This is a genomic window from Microbacterium sp. Clip185, assembly GCF_028743715.1.
Classification (GTDB): domain Bacteria; phylum Actinomycetota; class Actinomycetes; order Actinomycetales; family Microbacteriaceae; genus Microbacterium.
This window is the reverse complement of record NZ_CP117996.1, coordinates 2393345-2415900: the sequence shown is the minus strand read 5'-3', so window position 1 is coordinate 2415900 and position 22556 is coordinate 2393345. Positions and strand designations below refer to the sequence as shown.

Annotated in this window: 9 protein-coding genes and 1 tRNA gene; 3 read left to right on the top strand and 7 right to left on the bottom strand. The window is 68.1% G+C overall.

The annotated features are described in order from the left end of the window. The first annotated feature begins 18 nt into the window (after positions 1–18). Positions 19–633, top strand: a complete 615-nt coding sequence (locus PQV94_RS11740) for a thymidine kinase (RefSeq protein ID WP_274286002.1) — start codon at positions 19–21, stop codon at positions 631–633. Here the strand turns inward: PQV94_RS11740 and PQV94_RS11735 are convergent. The 3 genes from PQV94_RS11735 to PQV94_RS11725 all read right to left on the bottom strand — a co-directional run bounded on the left by PQV94_RS11735 (position 626) and on the right by PQV94_RS11725 (position 6236). Beyond that, positions 626–1471 carry a DUF1295 domain-containing protein gene (locus tag PQV94_RS11735; protein ID WP_274286001.1) on the bottom strand — a complete coding sequence of 282 codons (846 nt, stop codon included), beginning with the start codon at positions 1469–1471 and terminating at the stop codon, positions 626–628. The two genes, PQV94_RS11740 and PQV94_RS11735, sit on opposite strands and share 8 nt — an antisense overlap. Before the next feature lie 39 nt (positions 1472–1510). Next, positions 1511–2278: an HAD-IIB family hydrolase gene (locus PQV94_RS11730; protein ID WP_274286000.1), complete on the bottom strand. Its 768-nt coding sequence runs from the start codon at positions 2276–2278 to the stop codon at positions 1511–1513. Positions 2279–2510: 232 nt separating this feature from the next. Continuing rightward, entirely contained in the window at positions 2511–6236 is a 3726-nt protein-coding gene (locus PQV94_RS11725) for a family 43 glycosylhydrolase (protein WP_274285999.1), read from the bottom strand. A gap of 467 nt (positions 6237–6703) precedes the next feature. On the opposite strand from PQV94_RS11725, the gene PQV94_RS11720 reads away from it, so the two are divergent. Further along, positions 6704–10792 carry a LamG-like jellyroll fold domain-containing protein gene (locus tag PQV94_RS11720; protein ID WP_274285998.1) on the top strand — a complete coding sequence of 1363 codons (4089 nt, stop codon included), beginning with the start codon at positions 6704–6706 and terminating at the stop codon, positions 10790–10792. A 59-nt stretch (positions 10793–10851) separates the two neighbouring features. Here PQV94_RS11720 and PQV94_RS11715 read toward each other — a convergent pair whose 3' ends face one another. After that, positions 10852–11349, bottom strand: a complete 498-nt coding sequence (locus PQV94_RS11715; protein WP_274285997.1) for a MarR family winged helix-turn-helix transcriptional regulator — start codon at positions 11347–11349, stop codon at positions 10852–10854. Between the two features lie 259 nt (positions 11350–11608). On the opposite strand from PQV94_RS11715, the gene PQV94_RS11710 reads away from it, so the two are divergent. Next, positions 11609–15940, top strand: a complete 4332-nt coding sequence (locus tag PQV94_RS11710; protein ID WP_274285996.1) for a beta-L-arabinofuranosidase domain-containing protein — start codon at positions 11609–11611, stop codon at positions 15938–15940. Positions 15941–16202: 262 nt separating this feature from the next. Here PQV94_RS11710 and PQV94_RS11705 read toward each other — a convergent pair whose 3' ends face one another. The 3 genes from PQV94_RS11705 to PQV94_RS11695 form a co-directional block, all read right to left on the bottom strand. Further along, entirely contained in the window at positions 16203–19682 is a 3480-nt protein-coding gene (locus PQV94_RS11705; protein WP_274285995.1) for a family 43 glycosylhydrolase, read from the bottom strand. A 259-nt stretch (positions 19683–19941) separates the two neighbouring features. Beyond that, positions 19942–20015, bottom strand: a tRNA-Pro gene (locus PQV94_RS11700). A 54-nt stretch (positions 20016–20069) separates the two neighbouring features. Continuing rightward, on the bottom strand, positions 20070–22538 hold the full coding sequence (locus PQV94_RS11695) for a hypothetical protein (protein ID WP_274285994.1): 2469 nt from the start codon (positions 22536–22538) through the stop codon (positions 20070–20072). Between the last annotated feature and the right edge of the window lie 18 nt (positions 22539–22556).

The window sequence follows — 22556 nt, the reverse complement described above, 5'->3', positions numbered from 1 at the left end:
GCCGCCTAGACTCTCTAGGTGGCCAAGCTCTACTTCCGCTACGGAGCGATGAACTCCGGCAAGTCGACGGCGCTGCTGCAGGCCGCGTACAACTACGAGGAACGCGGACAGCATGTTCTGCTGGCCAAGCCCGAGATCGACACGAAGGGCGCCGATCGAATCTCGAGCCGATTGGGGATGTCTCGCGGAGTCGACTTCCTGATCCGCCCCGACGACGATCTGCGCGAGCTGTTCGCGGCGCATCGGGCGCGGGTGCTCGCGGAGCACGGCGCGGATGTGGCCTGTCTGCTCATCGATGAGGCGCAGTTCCTCACGCGCGCACAGGTCGACGATCTGCTGCGCATCGTGGTCCTGGACGGTGTTCCCTCTCTCGCCTACGGCATTCGCACCGACTTCCAGACGCACGCGTTCCCCGGATCACGCCGCCTCATGGAACTGGCTCACAGCCTGGAAGAGCTCAAGACGATCTGCCGCTGCGGGCGCAAGGCACTCTTCAACGCCCGGCTGGTCGGCGGCCGTTTCGTCTTCGAGGGGGACCAGGTCGCCATCGACGAGCTCAGTCACGAGAAGGTGACCTACGAGTCGATGTGTGCCCAGTGCTACCTGACCGCGTCCGGCGGCCGCCTCAGCTGACCACCCCGGCGGTCTGAGGGGTGCGGGGCGGCCATGGCACCAGCATCGAGGTCCTGCGACGGTACTCCGCGTAGGCGGGGTACTTGCCGGCGGTGATCGACTCGGTGAACACGGTCGAGCCGATGAAGAGCAGCGTCAGCAGGAGGGGCCCCGCGATGGTCACGTTGATCGCTCCGCCCAGGATGCCGGCGCCGGCGCTGAGAGCAGCGTTGGCGCCGATCAGATAGAGCACCCACCACTGGGCCTGCTCGAAGAAGAAGTTGGGGTGGCGGCTGTAACGGAACAGCCCTGTCGTCACGAAGCCGGGCGCGAGTTCGCCGCCGGCCGCGGCCTTGGCCCGGTGGAAGTTCCACTGCTGCTGGTCGGCGAGCCACTCACCGGCGAGGAACGCGAGGAAGAGCAGCGCCCACACCGCATCCCACCCGTTCAACGGGGTCGCGTTCAGCATCGCTGTTGCTGCGGGCAGGGTGATCAGCACGAGCAGTGCGTTCTGATACAGCACGATGAACAACAGGTTGAAGACCTGGAACTGCCACGGCCGCATCCGGGCTCGCAGGATCGCCCAGCGATAGTCCTCCATGCCGCTGTAGCCGCCCTTGCGGGCGAAGTTGAAGGTGAGTCTGGCGCCCCAGAGCGTCACGAGCACCGCCATCAGGATGAGGCGTGCCGCGTCGAGGCCGTTCGCGATCGCCGTCCCCGCGAAGATCCAGACGTAGGCGACCGGCACGACCGACCAGATCCGGTCGACCCACGAGGTGTCTTTCGTGATCAGCGACAGGACCCAGCACAGTGCGCAGACCGCGCCGGCGAGCACGATGACCATCCCCAGAGCGCCCATGACGCCACCGTAGTCCCCGCGCGGCGGCGCGGGGAAGGCTCAGCGGGTGGGGAGGGTGGGGATGAGGGCGTCGAGGTAGTCGGCGGTGTCGTGCCACCCGTCGACGGCGTGGCAGGTGACGCCGAGGGCGAGCACGGGGTAGTCGTTGCCGTCGGGGTCGAGGCGGTCGCCGATGAAGAGCATGTCGTCGAGGCTGATGCCGGTGTGTTCGGCGAGGCGTTGCATGCCGTAGGCCTTGTCGATGCCGCGGTGGGTGATGTCGACGCTGGTGGATCCGCCGGAGCGGACTTCGAGGTCGGGGATGCGGGCGGCGACGGCTTCGCGGAGGGTGTTCTTCTTCTCGCCGGTGGGGTCCCACGCGGTCTTGGCGTCCAGCGGTGCGGACTGGCCGAGGGCGGAGAAGGTGATCTGCGAGCCGCGGTCTTCGAGGATCGGACCCCAGGTCTGCTCGGCCCAGAGGTCGAGGCGTTTGGCTTCTTCTTCGACGGCGGCGAGGGCGCGGGTCTTCTCGTCGTCGGTGAGGCTGTGGGCGTAGACGGTGGTGATGCCTTCGGGGGTGAGGCGGTAGTACTGGGTGCCGCAGGTGGGCAGCAGGTGCACGTGGTCGAGGATGTCGTCGGTGGTGTCGGGAAGCTGCTCGACGACCTGGGCACGGAACTGGGCGAGCTGGCCGCCGGAGATGATCGCGACCTCCACGCGCGAGGCGAGCTCGAGCAGCAGGTCCGCGATCCGAGGGTCGACCGCGCTCTTGGACGGGGCGAGCGTGTCGTCCAGATCGAACGCAACGAGCTTCGGCGGCTGAGTCATGACGGCTCTCCAGCGGGTGTCGGGTTCTGCCGGCGGGCCGGCGGAAGGATCTGAGCGCGGCGGTGCGGCTCGTCCCATCCTATCGGGACGCGCCGCATCCGCCGTCCGCGCCGCCTTGTCCCCGCGCCCCTTCTCGGGCCTCCAGCCGCGAGACTGCACTTCCTCCACGAGATCACCGAAATTACCCGTGACTTCGTGTCGGAGGTGCAGTCTCGTGGCGGCTGAGGGACTCTCAGGCCCTGCGTCGGTGCGTATACGACACGGTGATTCCTATGGCGAGCGCGCCCAACCCGAACACGAGCACCGCCGCGGGCCAGTCGGCGCCGGTGAGCGCGAGGGCGTCGTGCGCGACCACCTCGACGGCGAGCGGCGCGAGAGTCGTCCCGTCGGCACGCGTGACGACGAGCGTGTGCGCCCCGGTATCGAAGTCCCGCGGCACGTCGACCCGGAACGTGACGGCGCCCTGGGCGTCGGCCGGCCGGATGCCGCGGATCGTCAGAGGCTCGCTGTGCAGTTCCGCTCGGACCTGCTCGCCGGGCTGCAAACCAGACACCGACACGTCGAAGGTGTCGCCCTGCCGGACACGGGTGGCGCTGGAGGTGACGATTGCGCCGCTTGCACCGGTTGCGCCCGGAGTGGGAGTGGGGCTGGTGGTCGGCTCCGGGCTGGGGCCGACACCACCGGTCGGCCTCACGGTGACGGTCATCGTGACGGTGCGAAGCGACGGCGCGACTTGCTCATCCTTCGTCATGTCCAGGATCGGGCGACCATCGGCGGCCCAATGGACGCGTCCGATGCGTGTGTCGCGGCCATTGCCGCCGACGCCGTCACCCCACGTGTGGTAGACGTACAGCTCGTTCCCGTCGTCGTCCGTCGTCACCGCACCGTGGCCTGGCCCTTGCGGGTAGGTGAGGTAGTCGACGACGCCATCCGGCATAGGCACGCTCTTCATGAGAGGCGTGTTGTACTTGTGCCAGTTGTCGATGTCCATGAGATCGCTGTCGATGTCGGCCCAGACACCTCCGACCACGTAGCGAGGACTCACACCGTCGCTCGAGTAGATCAGGTAGATCTTGCCGTCGCGCTCCATGGCGAACGCGCCCTCGGCCAATCTGAGCTCCCAGGACAGCGACGGCGAGATGACGGGCTTCGCCTCTGAGGCGATCCGCGTCGGCTGCGCGGGGTCCACTTTCGCGATCCACGTCAGCGGGTCCCCGACGGTGGCGCCGATGTAGCGCTGCGACCACGCGTAGTAGGCCTGCCCGTTCGCCTCGAAGTAGGTCATGTCGAGGCTGATGTTGCGGTCGTATCCCGGTCGTCCTAGCGGCGCACCTTGCGGGCTGAGCACCGCGGCGGGCTTCGACCAGTCATCGGGGTTCGCCGGGTCGCCGCCCTCTCGCAGCTGCATGATGTGCGACTGAACCGTGGTCCAGTCGCCGCCCTCGTTGGACGTCGGATTCCCGGCGTTGAAGCAGGGAGAGAACAGGATGGACAGCTTCCCGCCGATCTCGTGGATCTCGGGCGCCCAGTAGCAACCGGCGATGGTTCGACCGTCGGTGGTTGTGTCGCGACGCGTCCATCGGTTGAGCAGGTCCACTTCTCGCTCCGCACCGCCTGCCGCATCCGACAGCCCCTCGAAGGAGTCAGCCACGCGGATCGGGAGGTGCGCCGAGGCGATGTTGTTGTTGTTCGTGTCGTCTGTCGCGATGAACAGGTACGTCGTTCGCCCATCGCGGGTGTATCGATAGATCGTCGGGTCGGCTCGGTTCGCGGCGAAGGGCACGGTGTAGTCCTTCTGGCGTACGGTGCCCGACACCGTGAAGGTTCCCTCCGTCGCCTCGGCGACGCGTGCGAGGTCGGCAGGATCCCAGTCCACGGCTCGCTCAGCAGTGGAACCGTCGGAATAGGTCAAGCGCGCTCGAGTCGTGCCGACGGCTTCGGTGTCGCCCGCAGTGACCGTGGGATCGGTCACCTGGGCGGCGATGTTCGAGACGCGGTTGTACCGTTCAGCGAGCGCACTGCCGAGAGAAGCGCTCACCGGCAGGGTGCCTCCGGGCACCGCATCGGCGACCCGATCGGCGAAACCGGCGACGGAGACGGCGGCGACACCGAGCAGGGATCCCGTCAGGACGTCCCCTCGGTTGCCCGCGGCGACGATGCGGGAGCGTTGTCCGTTGTTCTCGGGCGCGAACGGCGCGGCTTCTGATTCGGTCCTCGTCAGGTCGGCAACCGTCGTGTGGTAGGCGGTGCCGTTGTCGTCGCTCCAGGAGACCACATAGCGCTGCTGGCCGCTGTCCCAGACCGCACGGGGAGCCCGGACGCCGGTCGTGGCGCCGAGATCGATGGTGCCGAGTTCTTCGAACTGAGAGCCCCGATCGTCGGTAGCACGGAACACCGTGGCGCTCGTGAGCGTCACGGGGTCCGCCGCCCCGGACATGAACACTCGGCTGGAGATGAACCCGAGACGCCCGTCTGAGAAGTAGAAGGGGGAGGGATCGGCGACACCGCGTTGGTCGACACTGTCCACGCCCACGTAGTCGCCGGCGGCGAAGATGATTCCGTAGTTGCCCTGCAGGGGCTGTGCGTCCTCGACCGACGTGCCCAGCGCGAAGTGGATGCTGCGGGCCACCGTGTCCTGGTTCGCCTCGCGATCGGAGGTGGGAGTGCGCGTGTAGCCGACGAGGAGCTGTGCGTCGGTGCCGAGCACCGTCACGGAGAACGTCTTCTGGAAGGACAAAGCGCCGATGGTGGCCGACGCCGTGATCTCGCCGTTCCAGGGCAGGGCGGTGGTGTTCTCGAGGACCTCTCCGTTGCGCACCGCGTCTCCGGACCAGACGACACCGTCGACGAGCGGCAGTGCCGTGCCGCTGGCGACGACGGGGGGAACCACAAGACTGGACGACAGGCGCTGCACGCGCTCTTGCGCCGACTCGGCCTTGACGGTGATCTCGATCGGCTCTCCCTCGGAGGACTGTCCGGTAAAGGATGCGGTGGGAGTCAGCGTGACGGTTGCGTCGGGAGCGCCGGGGCCGGGGCGGACAACGTGGCCGTCCTCGCCGACCACGGACGGGTCGCTGGAGCTCCAGGTCACGCTCGAGCCGCCCGCTGCCAGCCGGGGCAGTGCGAGATCACCGACGACGGACGATGTGTCGCCGAGGTCGACAGCGGCTGCGTCGGCGGCGGCGATGGCGCTCGCTGCGGGCGCAGCGATCTCACGCACCTGCTCTGCGCTGAGCGCGCTGAGATCGACGCGGACGTCGTCGATGGCGCCGGCGAAGAACGGATCGCCACCGTAGAACGACTTCCCCAGGAGTCCGGAGAACGCGTCGGTGCCGGCTGTCGCGGCGCCCGTTGCGGTGGTTGCGGTGGAGGCGACCGCCTGGCCGTCGACGAACGTCGTGATGCGTCGTCCTGACTCCAGCGAGACGGCGACGTGCGTCCAGCGGGTGGAGGATGCCGGTCCGTTGTTCGTCGCGCGCTGCTCGCCCTGCTGCTTGACGGCGCCGATGAGGTTGCCGCCGCAGCGGGGTGTGGCGAAGAGGTAGCGATCGGCCGAGCTGCCCAGCGTGTATGCCCAGGCGCATTCCTGTGCCCCCGACCACTTCAGCCATGCCGAAATGGTCAGATCGCCCGTTGTCGCGTCTGTCAATCCGGGGGTCATCTCGACGTACGCTGCCGCTGATCCCGCTGCGCCGCCCGGAAGCATGAGAGCTCGATCAGCGCCGCCGCGCGGGCCTGTTGTGAGCTCGGCGCCGGTGCCACGTACCGTTGCGGGATGGGTGCCCGCGATGTCGGGTACGAGTGTGCCCGGGGCGATCCCTCCGCCCGAGAGCGAATCGAAGTCGTAGGCGAGCGCGGCGGCAGGCGTCACGGCCTGGGCCGGCGCGCTCCACACGATCGCTCCAGCGAGAACCAGCGCGCTGGCTGCAAGGAACGACGTATATCGACGTATGGGCATGCGGGAACCTTCCGGCTCGAGGGCAGGGACGGGGAAGCGCGAATCGTCGGAATCAGGGGCCAGGAAGCGCCTCCTCGCGCTCCCTGCGTCGTCGAAAAGTTTTCGAGGATCGCGGCGGAACCGAGGATAGGGACCCGTGATGGACGGGCGCAAGTGGCATCTGTGACGGCGCGCCGAGTATCGAAGTTGCTCTTGACCACGAGCATCACACGCTGTAGCTTTCGGCGTTGTGAGCGCTAACGCGATCTCACGTTCCGCACAGCAGGGCCGCTGCGGGGAGCGCGGGGTTGCGGCGATCGGCGAGAGGCGGCCCGGCCTCGCGGCGATCGCGGGCTCCGGCCGCGGCGTGTCCGTGGCCCGGTCCTCGCCGACGGTGTCGATGTGTTCCGCACCGAGGGCAGGCCGCGACCGGCGTCGACGCCGCGACCGAGCACCCTGACCCCCACCATCGAACGGAGCGTCACCTCATGCGCGCCCCCCGCCTCTTCGCCGCGACCACCGTCGCCGCTGTTGCCGCCTCCGCGTTCATCACGTTGCCCGCCGCCGTCGCGGCGACCGTGCCGGATGCGGCGCTGCACTACACCTTCGACACACTCGACGGCACGCTCGGCGCGGGAACGGCCGTTCCCGATTCCGGCTCGCGGAGCGACCGCGCCGATGGCCGCGTCGTGAACGTCGGGGCCACCGTCGTCACGGGCGTCACTGGCGATCCGGCCGACAAGGCCCTCCGCCTGACGGGTGGTCGGAACGACGCCGATGCCCTCGCGCCCTACCTCACTCTGCCGAACGACATCGTCTCTGCCGGCGACGCAGCGGTGACGGTGAGCATGTGGACGAAGTGGGATGGCGCGGCCAACGGCAACTGCCAGCTCGCCTTCGGTCTCGGGCGCTCCACGGCCAAGAACCTCCTCGCTTCCACGAGCTGCAACGGCACATACGGCGCAGTATCCGACGCGCCTCGGGGTGAACAGCGAGTGGGCAACGGCGGCGACGCGCTCCCGGTCGGGGTGTGGACGAACATCGCGCTGGTCTTCCAACCCGGCGAGAAGATCAGCTACTACGTGAACGGCCAGCTGGACGGCGCGAACGGCGAGATCACCGGTATCGGTCATTCGATCGATGCGGCTCTCGGTCAGGGGGACGTCGGCGGCTACATCGGACGTTCCTTCTGGGACGACCCGTTCTTCGGCGGTGCCGTCGACGATGTCCGGATCTGGAACTCCGCGTTGTCGGCTGAGGAGGTGCGTGCCGCGGGAGCTGCGCAGTACAAGGCGCTGCTCGCAGCGGACTCCGTGTCGCTGGGTGACACATCCGCCGTTTCCGCGGATCTCGTGCTGCCCACCCGGTCGGCCGCGGGCTCCGCGATCACTTGGTCGAGCAGCGACGTCGGCATCATCTCCACCAGCGGAGAGGTGACGCGACCGTCGGCATCCGAGGGTGATGCCGCGGTCACGCTCACCCCCACCTTCCAGTTGGGCGGTCAGTCCCGCAGCGGTGCGCCGATCCCGGTCACGGTGCGCGCGGTGCCCGGGTCCGAGCAGGAGGAAGCAGTCCGCGAAGTCGCGGATGCGCTCACTGTCAGCCCGAGTCTCAGCGGCGAGGTTCGCGGCTCGATCACCCTGCCCGATTCCGGCGCCGAGCTGGGCGTGGACTTCACCTCCTCGCTCGCCGAGGATGCGGAGATCGGCTGGACGTCCTCGGATCCGGCTGTCATCACCGACACCGACGAGGGACAAGCCCCCAACATCGTTCGCAAGGGAAGCGTCACGCGCGGCAGCGTCGACAGGACGGTCACGCTGACCGCCACTGTCCGCCTCGGCGCGGTCGCACGCGTCGTGGACATCCCGGCGAAGGTGCTCGCGGCCTCGACCCACACCGAGGCGGACAACGAGGCGTACATGTTCGTCTACTTCCGCGACAACTCCGTGGAGGGCGAGAAGATCCGCTTCGCGGTCTCGGAGGGCAACGACGCGCTCAACTGGCGCACACTGAACGGCGGCAACCCCGTCTTGGAATCGACCAAGGGCGACCAAGGCTTGCGTGACCCGTTCGTGCTCCGGTCGAAGGAAGGCGACCGCTTCTTCCTGATCGCCACCGACCTCTCTGCAGCACGCAAGGGATTCCCGACCGACCACGGCAGTCGATACCTGGAGATCTGGGAGTCCACAGATCTCGTCAACTGGGGCGAGCAGCGCCACATCGAGGTCTCACCGCCCAGCGCCGGAATGACCTGGGCGCCCGAGGCCCACTATGACCCGACGATCGACGCGTACGTCGTGTACTGGTCCTCGCGCCTGTTCCTCGATGATGCCCACACGCAGGAGGACGGAAACGGCCCGCAGATCCTGATGGCGACCACGCGCGACTTCGTGACCTTCACGCCGGCCGAGCCCTACATCAAGTCCAGCGACATCGAGGGCCTGCGCAAGACGAACGCCGGGTTGATCGATACGACGATCCTCGAACGTGATGGCGTCTACTACCGATTCACGAAGGGGACCGAGGCGACGGCGTGCCGGCCGGACATCGTCGCGGAGAAGGGCACCGAACTCCGCGCCCCCTCCACGTCGGGAGCCTGGAGCAAGTTCGACACCTGCCTGTCCGCGAACGCGGGTCTGCCGGAGACCGAGGGGCCATCGGCGTTCCGCTCGAATCCCGGAGACATCAACGGGGATCGCAACTACGTACTCGTGGACTGGTACGGCGGCGGCGGCTACATCCCGCTGTACACCGAGTCGCTTGCCGAGGGTGAGGTCGACTGGAAGGTTCCCTCGGCATACTCCCTGCCTCCGTCGCCGCGCCACGGTGTCGCCTTCGGCATCACCCGCGCCGAGCGAGACGCACTGATCGCACGGTGGAATCCCGACCAGCTTGTGACCTCGGTCGCGCCGGTCGAGTTGTCGGTCGCACCGGGTACGACACGCGTGAGCCTGCCGAGCAGTGTCAACGCCGCTCGCCCGGGCGGAGCGATTTCCGTGGGGGTGACCTGGCCCGAGGTGGATCTGTCCGGGCTGCGCGTGCCGGGCGACAGCGTCCAGGTGCACGGGGCGCTGAACGACGGCTCCGCCACCCCGGCGATCGCAACGATCACCGCCGTGGGGACGCCCGTGAGCTCTACCTCGGTGGACATCGGCTACCGCTCCGGCACGCTCGCGATCGGCTCGTCCGCGACGTTCACGGCGGCGGTGCAGCCCGCCAACGCCGAGCAGCGTGTCTCGTGGGCTTCCAGCGACAGCGCCATCGTCGCGGTCGATTCAGCGGGCACGGTGACGGCCCGCAAGAAGGGAACGGCCGTCGTGACGGCGATGTCGGCCGACGGGCTCAAGGATGCGGTCGCGGTTACCGTCGTCGACGCCGAGGCCGACCTCCTCCTGCGCTACAGCTTCGACGGCGGTGCGGAGCCCGTCGAAGGTTCGCGGATCGTCGACGTGTCCGGTCGGGGGAACGACGCCACGCTGCACGGAACGGGTGCGACGAGCGCCGTGGGAGCGTCGCAGGACGCCGGCGACGTCGCGTTGTCGCTGCCTGGCGGCCCGGCGGGCTCGGCCGCCGCATACGCCACCATCCCGACGGGGGTGATCCCTGAGGGCACCCGGGATCTGACGCTGTCGACATGGGTGCGTTGGGACGGGGGACCGGCCTGCCAGTGGCCGCTCTCCCTGGGTGCGAACACGTCGAACTATCTGTTCACGAGTCCGGATTGCGGCGGCCTCGCGGCAGGCATCAAGGCGGGCTACCGCGAGGACAAGTCCGGCGCCGCGGCGCTGCCCGTCGGCGTCTGGTCTCAGGTGACGCTCGTGCTCTCGGGCGGACAGAAGCTCGCGACCTATGTGGACGGGAGCAAGGTGGCTGAGGTCGCCACCCGCTACGACGCAGCGGACCTCGAGTCCGCTGTGGACCGTGGTGGTTTCCTCGGAAGGTCCCCCTGGGGGCCCGACAGCTACTTCGCGGGCGATCTGGACGAGGTGCGTATGTACGGTCGTGCGCTGAGCGCGGACGAGGTCCGGACGCTGTTCAACGAGGGGACTCTCGTCGGCACCTCGCCGGAGCCGGAGCCGGAGCCGACGACCGAGCCCAGCCCCTCGCCGGAGCCGAGCGGGGAGCCGAGTCCGGTACCGACAGGCTCGGGTGCCCCCACGACGCAGCCGACGTCTTCGCCGACCGACCCGCAGGCTTCGGCCTCGGTCAGCGCGGTCGAGCGAGGCGGGATCGTACGCGTCACCGTGACGGGTCTGGAGCCCGGGGAGCAGATCGCCGCGGAACTGCGCAGCGACCCCATCCGAATCGCCGGCATTCCCGCCGCTGATGCGTCCGGCCGGGTGAGCTTCGATGTTCGGGTGCCGCGTGATCTCCCCGCGGGCGCACATACGATCGTGGTCTACCGGGCCGATGGATCGGTGATCGCGCGCCTTCCGGTGACCGTCGTCGCAAAGGGAACGCTCGCGGCAACCGGTGCGCAGGCGCCGCTGGGGATCGCGCTCGTGGCGACGTTGTCGCTGATCGCGGGGGCTGGGGCTGTCCTCCTGCGACGGCCGCGCACGCGCCGCACTCTCTGAGTCGAAGCGGTGCGGGTCGCTCAGAGCGGCCCGCACCGCTCGCGCGTGGGGCGCGCGGACTAGTCCGCGGCGCTGTTGTCGAACTGTGCGACGACGCGTTCGTGCAAGCTGCGCTGACGCAGCGCTGACGCCAATCCGAGGCCGATGGTCGACGGTGCTCCCGGCAACGACCCCTCGAGTTCCCGCAGGCTCTGCACCACAGCCCGGCGTACTCGTTCGAGCGCGGGCAGGACGGCGCGCCCCGCATCGGTCAGTTCGACGACACGGATGCGCCCATCCCGTCCGCGTCCTGTGGCGACCCATCCGAAACGTCCCATGGCGTCCACGGTCTGGCTCATGGCCGAGTGCGTGACGCCGACGGCGTCGGCGAGTCGGGCGATCGTCGCGCGCTGGATCTGCGCCAGGTGCAGAAGCGGAACAGCGAACCGGGCGCGCATCTCGGGAGCACCCCGCCGCAGATACAGCCTCTCGATGTCCGTTTCGAGACGATGCGTCGCCGAAAGGAGAAGATCCCACCCGTCGAGCGGGGTGGCTGCGGCGGCCGTCGGATGAGGCAAGGGAGTCTCCAAAGCTGGCTCGTTCGTGGAGAGCTCGCTGAGCTCCCGTGGGCCGAGGTTAAGCACCGGCAGAGGGGAGCGCAAGACGTCCCCGACACACGCGGATTTGGTGTGCATCGCAACCAATTGACGTGGAACCGTTCCCACGTAAACCCCAGGCCAAATGTCGAATCTTGCAGTGGCGCGTATCTTGAGTGAGCGCTAACATTCGATGGACTGCAACGACGCAGGAAGGGTTCATATGTCTCGACTTCGGCGCATGGTCGCGCTCGGTGCGACCAGCATTCTCGTCTCTGCGGGAACAGTATTGGCTGCACCCGCGCTCGCGTTGAGTACGGCCGACGATTTCGACTCTGCGAAGGTCATAGACCTGCGCTTCGATGGGTCGCTGGCGGATGCCGGTCCTCTGGAGATGTCCACCGCCATGCTCCGGGGGGAGGCGGACTACGTGACGGGCGTGCGTGGCCAGGCGCTCAATCTTCGTGGCGGTGACGCGCTCGGTCTCGGCACAGATGCCCGCCTGCAGCCGGAGAACCTGACGCTTTCGTTCTGGTACAAGCCGACCGGAGCGATGGGGGACGGCGAGCAGGTCTTCACCTGGAACAAGGCGGAGTACAACACGCAGGGGTGGTACCTGACCTCCGAGGGAGCGAACACTCCGCTGGCACTGTCCATCGGGCCCGGCGGCGGTCAGCCGTACAAGGTCGCGGTCTCCGGTGCGCGTGACGCCTTCTTCCCGCCCAATGAGTGGACGCACGTCGTCGCGACCTTCGACACGGCGACGAAGGATGTCGCCTTCTACCGCAACGGAGAACGGCAGCTCTCGTCGGTGGCGAGCCAGGCAGGAGGCGCGGCGTCCGGAGTCATCGTCGGTGAGGGCTCGACGACCAAGTCGATCGGCTTCAACGGCCCCGTCTACAACGGAGGCTACGCCCGCGGCGCGATCGATGACTTCCTCGTCTACAGCTCCGTCGCCGACATCCCGCATGTGGTGGAGCTCACCAAGCAGGGTGATCCTGACTTCGACCCCGCCGCGGTCGCCCAGCGCGCGCTCGACGCCCTGAACCTCCCCGCGTCCGCGACGGCACAGTTCGGCCTCACGACATCCGCGGCCAACGGTGCGGGCATCGTCTGGTCCTCGTCTGCTCCGGATGTGATCTCGATCAACGGTGGTCGTGCCGCGGTGACCCGTCCTGCCGACGGCGATGCCGCCGTGACGCTGACCGCGTCCGCATCCTACGCGGGAAGCGAAACGCGCACGCGAACCTTCACGGTCGTCGTCCCGCAATCGGGTTCTGCCGCTTCGCCCTTCCTGGACGACACGGATCTCAATGAGGTCCTGGTGGAGGATCCGTATCTCGAGAACAGCCACGAGAAGATGGTGGACTGGCTGCTCACTCTCGAACCGAAGCGCTTCCTCTACTCATTCGACCAGCTGGCCGGTATCCCGACCGACGCGCAGCCCTATGGCGGATGGGAACGGGCATCCGGAGCGCGATTCCAGGGACACTTCTTCGGGCACTTCATCTCTGCGCTCTCGCAGGCATATGCGACAGAGACGGATGCGGGGCGCAAAGCACAACTCCTTGCGAAACTCACCGAGGCCGTCGACGGGCTCCGGGCGGCTCAGGATGCTTATGCGCAGCGCGACCCGGAGAATGCGGGATACGTCGCCCCGTTCCCCGTTGATTACCTTCCGCATGGCAAGGACGGACTGATCGTGCCGTTCTACAACCTGCACAAGGTGCTCGCGGGACTCTTGAAGGCCTACCAGTACGCGCCGGAGGACGTCGGACAGGAGGCGCTGAGCGTCGCCAGCGGGTTCGGAAGCTGGCTCAACGGATGGGGCTCGCGCCAGGCGAATCCCGGCGACCTCCTCAACACCGAGTACGGCGGCATGAACGAGGCGCTGTACCAGCTGTACAGCATCACTGAGAACGACGATCACAAGAGGGCCGCCCAGTACTTCGACGAGGTTTCACTGTTCCGCCAGCTCGCCGCGGGACAGGACGTGCTCGCCGGCAAACACGCCAACACCACGATCCCGAAACTCGTGGGAGCGCTCAAGCGCTATACCGTCCTCACGGAGAACCCGACGCTGTACGACCGGCTGTCGGACTCGGAGAAGGCGGATTTGGACATGTACCGCCGCGCTGCAGAGAACTTCTGGCAGATCGTCGTCGACGAGCATTCGTACGCGGGCGGAGGAAACAGCCACTCCGAGCACTTCCATGAGCCCGGGACGCTGCACGAGTTCGCCACGAACGGCTCGACCTCCGGCTACGGCGAGAACTCGACCGTCGAAGGCTGCAACGAGTACAACATGCTCAAGCTGACCAGGGCGCTGTTCGAGGTGAATCCCGATGTGACGTACGCCGACTACTACGAGAACACCTACATCAACACGATCCTCGCGTCGCAGAACCCGGAGACCGGCATGATGACGTACTTCCAGCCTCAGACGGCGGGGTACGCGAAGGTGTTCGGGCGCGAGCAGGACGAGTTCTGGTGCGACCACGGCACGGCGACCGAGAGCTTCACGAAGCTGGGTGATTCGATCTACTTCCGCAAGGGAGCCTCGATCTACGTGAACATGTTCCGCTCGACCGTCTTCACCTCGGCGCCGCAGAATCTGCGTCTGACACAGACCGCGGATGTGCCCAACACCGACACCGTCACGTTCGCCGTCGACTCGATCGACGGGGGCGCCTTGACGGCCGGAACGGCGTTGCGGTTGCGCGTGCCCAGTTGGTCGCCGAACCCGACTCTGACCGTGAACGGCCAGCCGCGCGAGGTCGCCCCCCTGGTGCAGAACGGCTACGTGGTGATCCCGGTCTCCAAGGGGGACGAGATCTCCTACACGCTGCCGGCCTCGGTCACCGCGGATGCGGGAACGGAGGACCCGAACTGGGTCGCCTTCCGTTACGGTCCCGTGTTGCTGTCGACCGAGCTCAGCCGAGTGAACGTGGACGCCGACTACCAAGCGGGCATCCTTGTGCGGATGAGCACGGCGGACAAGTCGGTGAACAACACGGTGCTGGTTTCTGACGTCGACGCGTTCAAGAAGAACATCGTGCAGAACCTCGTCCGACAGGGCAACGGCACGGACAACAACGGCAACACGGTCATGAAGTTCGCGCTGCGGAACGTCGACGACCATGCCGCATCCCTCGTGTTCGAGCCGTACTACAGCATGTACAACGCCCGCTACGCCCTCTACATGAACCTGATCGAGCCGGATTCGGCTGAGGCGCAGGCGATGATCAAGAAGGACAAGGAGCAGCTGCGCATCGACGAGATGACGACCGACTCGCTCACCTCTTTCGACAACAACAACAGCGAGGCCGGAAAGAACTACGCCTTCAACCGCTCGCAGGTGGGCGTCTGGCGAGGGGAGGGGTACCGCGACGCGCAGCAGGCTGCCGACGCCTACTTCCAGTACGACCTCGCCGTCGATCTCGCCGCACCGAAGAACTACCTCGGTGTTCGCTACTACGGCGGTGATGTCGGGCGCACGTTCGACGTGTACGTCAACGACGTTCTCCTGAAGCACGAGCGCATCACCAACGAGTCCGGTGCCGATCAGTGGTACATCCGGTACGACGAGATTCCGGCATCCGTTCTCGCCGACACCGCCGCCGCGGATCGGTACAAGCGCGACCAGGCCGGCAACTACGTGCTGGATGCCGACGGGCAGAAGATCCCCGTGGTCACCGTTCGTTTCCAGAGCAACGGAACGAGCTACGTCGGTGGTGTGTACGGGGTGTATACGACCACGAAGACGGCGTTCGACACCGACGCGCACCTGTCCGCGCTGCGCTTCGACGACGCGACCATGTCGCCTGCCTTCGACGGTGATGTGACGGAGTACACGGTGACCGTCGCGAAGGATGCGGTCAGCGCGACCTTCGACGCCGATCCCGCTCTTCCGAGCGGTCTGGTCTACCTCGGGGATGTGCTGATCGACGACACGAAGAAGCGGACCGTGCCGCTCGCCGAGCAGGGGAGCACGCGGGTGGTGCTCCGTTCCGTCGCTCAGGATCACGCGACCGCCCAGGAGTACATCGTGACCATCGTTCGAGCGAGCTCGCCTTCTCCGGAGCCGAGCGGTTCTTCGTCTCCTGAACCGGGTGGCTCTCCGTCTCCTGAGCCGAGTGGGTCGGGGGCTCCGACTCCGCAGCCGACGTCTTCTGCGTCGGGGCCGCGGGCGTCGGCGTCTGCGGATGCGGTGGAGCGGGGCGGCGTCGTCCGCGTCACCGTAACGGGACTGGAGCCGGGTGAGCAGGTGGCGGCGGAATTGCGTAGTGATCCGATTCGGATCACGGGCATCCCGGCGGCTGATGCATCGGGTCGGGTGAGCTTCGATGTGCGGGTGCCGGCGGATCTGCCGCCCGGTGCGCACACGATCGTCGTCTACCGTGCCGACGGCTCCGTGATCGCCCGTATCCCGCTCGCAGTCGCGGCACAGGGCACGCTTGCGGCGACAGGTGCGCAGGTGCCTCTCGGCATCGCCTTGGGCGGCGCTCTGTTGCTGGTTGCCGGCGGCTGTGCGGCGTTCCTCGGTCGCCCGCGCCGACGGACGAGCTGCTGACCGACCGATAGACAGGGGTGGGGGATCTCGAACGAGGTCCCCCACCCCTCTTTCACGGCGTGTGGGTGATGCGTCGATGCGTCGATGCGTCGCGCGCGGCCTCCGTCTGCGCGCCCCGTCGGAGACACCTGCCCCTGCGTTCTGGGCACCGGCCGCATTGGCGGTCGGTGATTGAGGCGGCGCTGATCGCAGCGACGAAACTCCGACGCTCGTATCCGTCCGCGCCGCCCATGAGCAGGATCGATCGGACGAAACAGCAGTCTCAGGCGGCGCGGCGGCGTGTCACCCGCACCATGATGCCCATGACGATCAGGAGGCACGCCAGGATCCCCGTGGTGAGGGGTGAGCCGGTCAGTCCGGACGCTGCGAGGGCGTGTGCCTTCACGACCTCGATGGGTAGCGCGGTCAATGCCGACCCGTCGGCGCGCGTCACGATGAGCTGGTGTGCGCCGAGGGCGAAGTCGGACGGGACGCGCACGAGGAACGTCACCGCGCCGCTCGCGTCGGCGATCGGGATGCCGGCGACGACCATCGGCTCGCTGTGCAGTGTCGCACGCACCTGCTCGCCCGCGCCGAGGCCGCTCACCGAGACGGTGAAGGAACCTCCCTGGGTGACCTGTGCGGCACTCGCCGTCGCGCGGGCGGTCGGGGCGGGCGGGCTCGTCGGCTGCGCCGTCGGAGTGGGCTCTGTGGTCGGTGTCGGTCCCTGCCCCGCGGCGATGGTCACCCGCGCGACGACCGTGCGATTCTCGGGCGCGACCTCCTGGTCCTTCGTCAGAGAGAGGTCGAGCCGCCCGTCGGCGCGCACGTTCACCGACTGGAACCACGTGTTGCGGTCCGGGTCGAAGAGCCCGCCGGCGCCGGCCGGATCGGTCACGGTGTGCGGGTCGGGATACGGGCGCGCGTGGTAGGCGAGAAGCAGATTGCCGTTCGCGTCTGCAATCAGGGCGTTGTGGCCGGTGCCGGCTGTTTCCCGCGTGGCAGTCGACTCGTCGGCGCTGAGGCGACCCTGATACGTGTCGTTCGTGTCGAGGATGGGGAACGCCGTCTGCGTCCAGCTCGCCGGATCGGTGAGGGCGGCATCCGCTGACGCCGTCAGCAGACCCAAGCTGTAGTACTTGTCTACCGTGCCGCCCGAGTAGGTCACGTAGATGCGGTCGCCGTGCTGGAGCATGTAGGGGGCCTCGACCACCGCTTGGTCGCTGCCTTCGTTGGTGTCGGCCGGGGTGGGAGCCTGCTTGCCCCGCTCCCACACCTGGCTGGTGGTGTAGATCGTGGTGGGTGCTCCGTCGAGAAGGGGCACGACGCCGTCGCCCATGCGCGCCTTGGCGACGAGCAGGCGTCCACCGTTGGGCATGATCCAGTACCCCTGCGTCGAGCCGTTCTCGGTGCGTTCGAAGTAGGACACGTCGAAGGCGGCTCCTTCGAGGACCGTGGGCTCGCCCCAGTTCGCCTCGTCGAAGAACCCGCCCGCACGAATGGATGCCTCGTCGCCGGTGTAGGGGATCAGCACGGTGTTGTCGCACCAGCCGCCGGTCTGAGCGAAACCCAGGTTCATACCCGCGACGATCCACCAGTGTCCGTTGATCTTGTGGAACTCCTGCGCCCAGATGAACCCGCCCCATCCGAAGAAGGTGTTCGGATACTGCGCTTCGCGGCCGACCGTGCCGTTGTCCGGGTCGATGACGATGTGCTCGGGCGCGGCGGCGAGACCTTCGAGGGTCCTCGCACGTTTCAGCCCGATCTTCCGGTAGCTGCTCGCTTCGTCGATCCGGCCGTCCGACGGCTCGGCGTAATGCGAGCCGGTGAGGTAGTAGTAGCCGTCGTCTTCGTTGTAGAACACGTGCGGGTCGGCGCGAGCATCCGAGACCATCCGCTGCTCGTGCTGCTGGACCGCCCCGGTGATCTCGTACGTACCGGCGCCCGCCGCCGCGGCATCGGCGATCTGCTCGGCGCTCCACGTGACGGGGAGGCTCTTCGAGCTGCCGTCGTTGTACGTGTACGTCGCCGTGGGCGGCAGGGCTGCGGCCACCGTCGCGGCATCGGCTCCCGAGGCCACCCGCGCGTCGATGGCCTCGACCCCGGTGTTCTGCAGGTCGACGTACGCGTTCACGAAGGCGCTGAACTGTTTCTCGGTCACGGGCGCGGATGCGGCGTCGGCTGCCCATGCGGGCAGGCCGTCTCCGTCGACGCCGAGCGGGTGTACATCGGCGCGTGTTGCTGCCGACACCGATGCGCGCCAGTCGAGCGCGGAAATCGTTGCCGTCAGGCCCTCGCCGCTCGCGAGGTCCGTCCACCGGACCTGATAGCCGCCGCCGGGAGCGGCGATCAGTCGCGGGGCCGAGACGATTCCCGAACCGAGGTCGACGACCTCCTGGTCGGTGAAGGTGCGGTTATCGGTCGAACGCCAGACGTAAATGCGACTCGTGGAGTCGTTCTGCGAAGCGACGACCCCCAGGTGGCCGTCGGCATCGCGGAACAGGCTCGGCGAGCCCATCTGCGCCCAGGGCTTTGCCGCCTGCGTGTCGTCCCACAACACCGAGAGGATGGCCTGACCACGGTTGAGCGGTTGCCAGTGGTCGCTTCCGACCGGGCGGGCGGCGACATACAGGGAATCGGCGCGGCGGTCGTCGTCGTAGGCGAGAGGGTCGTCCTTCACGCCGTTCACTGTCGTCACCTTCTTGACGTAGCTCGCGATCTCTCCGCCCGGCTCCTGCAGGGTCACATCCCAGGTCAGCGGCTCTGTGGCGCCAGCGACACGGGCTTCGAGGCGCACCGCGACGCCATCATGTAGCCCGGCCGTGTCGACGGCGCCGTCCGGAGACACCCGCGCGGCGCCGGGGCCCGTAGCCGACCATACGACCGTCTGCCCGCGCACGGAGCGTGGAAGATCTCCGAGGACGACGGAAGGAACACCCAGGGCTGCACGGTCGTCGACAGCGGCGCCCTCTACGTCGAGTTCAGCCGGGGTGAGGGCGCGATCGTAGATTTCGAGGTTGTCGAGGAGGCCGGAGAAGTACTCGCCTCCGGCCCAGTTGGCGCGTCCGATCTGCAGGATGCCGCCGGAGGTGCCGAGGATCTCGTCGATCGACGGTCCGCCGAGGCGTGTATCGACGAGCTGCTTGTCGACGTAGAGCCGCGCCGTGTTCTGTGCCAGCACCAGATCGACGTGCCGCCACCGGCTGGTGCCCGTCGCGGTGAGGATGCCGGAGGTGTCGCGCACGCCGGTGTTGTTGTACCGCTCGACGACGATGTCGCCCGCGCGGTCGAGCACACCGAGGTATCGCTCGCTTCCATACGTCTGCGTCGATGCGTCCGCCGCGGCGAAGACCGTCCACCCCACGTTGCCCTGAGCCTCGGCGAGGCTGTCGTACGAGATCGTCACTTCTTCGTCGCCCGCCAGGAGCGCGGTGCCGTCCGCCCTGGTGACGGTCAGCCAGAACGCGGGGGACAGGCGTGCTGCCGTGCCCTGTCCTTCGCGACTGGTCACGAGGTCGGCGGTGCCTTGGACGACAGCGCGGGCGTCGGCCGACGCGAACGCGCCCGCCTGTGGTGGGGTCTCGAAGTCGAAGGACGCCACGGGGGCGGGCGCAGCTTCGGTGGCCGCAGCGACCGAAGCCGAGGTGACCGACGCGATCGAGGTGCGCACGGGATCGGCTGCCTGGGCCGAAGCGGCGCCGACGAGTCCGCTGCCGACCAGGGTGGTTGCCAGAACGAGGGCCGCGGTTCCGCGTGCGCGCATGGAGGTGCCTTTCGGGCGTACGGTGAGGATGCGCGTCCTGGTCGCTCGGGGCGAGCGGGGTCCCACATCTTCGTGGTCTCTCGATGCATCGATGTCATCGGTAACCTCGGGTTGCCACTGACCATAGGGCGGGCTCGAGGTGCCGCGCAAGGAATTTGTGGGCAATATGTGAGCGCTAACGATTCGTGCGGGACAGAAGCGCTGTGCGACGGAATGCAAGAAGAGGCCGACCCGAAGGTCGACCTCTTCTGCTGTGCTGTCGGGGTGACAGGATTTGAACCTGCGGCCTCTTCGTCCCGAACGAAGCGCGCTACCAAGCTGCGCCACACCCCGTGGCAACCGTTCGAGTCTACCCCAGCCCGACCGATTCCCCGAATCGCGGGCGCGTCACAGGCGCTGCTCGCGCTGGCGTCGCAACGCGACGACGGATGCGGCTGCGAACCCGAGGGCGAGCGCGCCGACGCCGAGCCCCGCGACCGTACGCATCGAGGGTCCGCCGCTGAGCGCCAGCATGTCGACGAAGGTCGTCTCGCCTTCCTCGCCGCAGGTGCCGGTGTGCAGCACGACGGGTTCTGCGCCCGGAGAGGGCCGGTAGGCGAGTTCGGCGATCCAGAGCTTCGTCCCCTGCTCATCCGACGTGACGTCGGGGGAGACGTACTCTCCGGAGTCGGACACCGCCACCGGAGCCGTCCGATGCTCGAGGGTCTCGGAGTCGCAGCGGGGCGCGGTGCCGGGCTCGTTGTGGAACACAGAGAACACCAGCTGCGCGTCGACGCCCTCGCCGAGCCCCGTGACGATGGCCCGGTCGAAGAAGGGGTCTCCGACGCCCGCGTGTTCGACCGCGCGAGTGACGACGGCGGGCCGCTCGACGAGCGTGGTCTCCTCCGCTAGCCCGCAGGATCCGCGAGCGAGCAGCCGAGCCTCGCCATCGACCGGCATGTGCCAGAGCGACTCGATCCAGTAGTGCACTCCTGTGTCGTGCAGGCGCACTGCGGGGGAGGCGTACTCGCCCGCGGCTGTGACGGCGACGGGGGACGCGGATGTCTCGGCGACACGCGTCTCTGTCGTGCACGCGTCCGCGGGAGCGGCACCCTCGGGGGCCCGGAACACCTCGAAGCTCAACCACGTGGTGCCCGACGTCGGGACGAGACCCTCGACCACGGCCGTGTCGACCGCAGCGCCTCCGAGCCCCACGGAGCCGACCGCTCGCGTCGACACCGTCGGCACGGGAGCGCGGGTCGTCTCGCTCTCGACGCCGCACGCCCCCTCGTGGATGAGCCGGCCCTCGATGTCGGTCGCGCGTTCGCGCCAGACGTACGTGCCGAAGTCGGGAACCACGGGCCCGGTGACGCGCACCGATCCCGGCTCCGTGACGCGCATCGGTTGCTCAGGTCCCTGCCAGACAAGGTTGTCGGCCGTGCAGGCATCCGTCGCCGCGATGCCGTCGGGAACGCGGAACACAGACGCGGTCACGAGAACCCCCGTCGCGGGCAGAGGCGCCGCGACGATCACCTCGTCGGACATGCGGTCGCCGACGGCGACGAGTGGGTCGGCTATGGATGAGATCTGCGGAACCATCGTGATCTGACTCTGCACCCCGAAGCGCTCTTGCCAGACGTAATCAGCGGTGAACGCCGCGGCGGTCTCCGGGCTCTGTCGGGATCGCTCGATGCGCCAGACAGCGGTGTAGAAGCCGGGACCCGGCAGGGGCTCGGCAGACTCGACCCGGTAGGGGGCGGTCGGTCCGATGGTGGAGTCGGTGGTCACCTCGAGCGAGGCGACCTCCTCTGCGCCGGTGGGGGGAGCATCCGTGAGCTGCGGCTCCGTCTCGGTGCGGTACAGCGTCGCGGTCGCCCTCACGGGAAGGTAGCCGCCGTCGGCCGTGCGACCCCAGGCGCCGCGGGCGCTGGCGAACGTCACGTCGTCGACGTAGGCACCGCCCGGGATGTAGCGCGAGATCACCTGCGTCGTGACGATCGGGTCGAACGTCGTGTCGCGCTCCTGCTCGTCGGCGCCCTCGAGCGGGAACTCGAGGCGGCCGCCCGGCCCTGCCGTGTCCTGGCCGCCGGCCGTGGTGAAGTGCCGCACGACCGGGAGGAAACCGCCGATGAACTGCCCCTGGCCGGAGACGCGGAATCGCGTCCCTCCGGCGGGAGCGGCCGCGAGGATGTCGTAGGCCACGCCGATCTCGGCGTCGTCCCGGGTCGCGGAGCCGGTGTCGGCGAACACCGCGTTCTGCAGCGTGATCCGCCCGCGTGCGCCCGCAGCATCCGCAACCGCGGTCACCGTGCCACGTAGCGGAGCGGCCGCATCCGTCGCGAACTGCAGCGACCCGGTGGCTGTCATCTGTCCTGCCGGCAGGGCCATCGCCTCCGCGTAGTAGGCGGCCGCGAGATTCTGCACCGCTCCGTTGTGGTCGGGGGCGACATGACGGAACACCCAGTCGATCGCGCCCTGCAGGGAATCACCGGGGTAGCCGAAGTGGTGCAGCGATTCGTTCCAGTTGGCGATCGCCTTGACCGCCCAGGCGACCGCCGCGGCTTGCACCGGGTCTTCGGTCTGGCCATAGGTCGAGACGAGCATGTTGATCGCGGTGAGCCGCTGCGGGTCGAGGCCCGCGGCATTCGGACTCAGACCGTTGTCGACGCTGTCGCCGGTGGGGAGCGGCCGCCCGGGGAAGATGCAGTAGGTGTGGATGCCGTTGATCGCCATCGAGCCGTGCCAGCCGTAGCGGGTGGAACTCGCCCATTCACCGAACCCCGTTCCCGGAGAGGCCGCGGATGCGGGCATGATCGACACCACGGCGGCGACGACGGCAGCGGCGAGGACGAGGAGAGCGGCGAGCACACGTTTCATGTCCCCGATGCTCGGCGG

Bases quoted from the DNA above. Each gene is read 5' to 3' on its own strand.
- PQV94_RS11735 (WP_274286001.1), bottom strand. From the start codon at position 1,471: ATGGGCGCTCTGGGGATGGTCATCGTGCTCGCCGGCGCGGTCTGCGCA.
- PQV94_RS11730 (WP_274286000.1), bottom strand. From the start codon at position 2,278: ATGACTCAGCCGCCGAAGCTCGTTGCGTTCGATCTGGACGACACGCTC.
- PQV94_RS11725 (WP_274285999.1), bottom strand. From the start codon at position 6,236: ATGCCCATACGTCGATATACGTCGTTCCTTGCAGCCAGCGCGCTGGTT.
- PQV94_RS11720 (WP_274285998.1), top strand. From the start codon at position 6,704: ATGCGCGCCCCCCGCCTCTTCGCCGCGACCACCGTCGCCGCTGTTGCC.
- PQV94_RS11710 (WP_274285996.1), top strand. From the start codon at position 11,609: ATGGTCGCGCTCGGTGCGACCAGCATTCTCGTCTCTGCGGGAACAGTA.
- PQV94_RS11705 (WP_274285995.1), bottom strand. From the start codon at position 19,682: ATGCGCGCACGCGGAACCGCGGCCCTCGTTCTGGCAACCACCCTGGTC.
- PQV94_RS11695 (WP_274285994.1), bottom strand. From the start codon at position 22,538: ATGAAACGTGTGCTCGCCGCTCTCCTCGTCCTCGCCGCTGCCGTCGTC.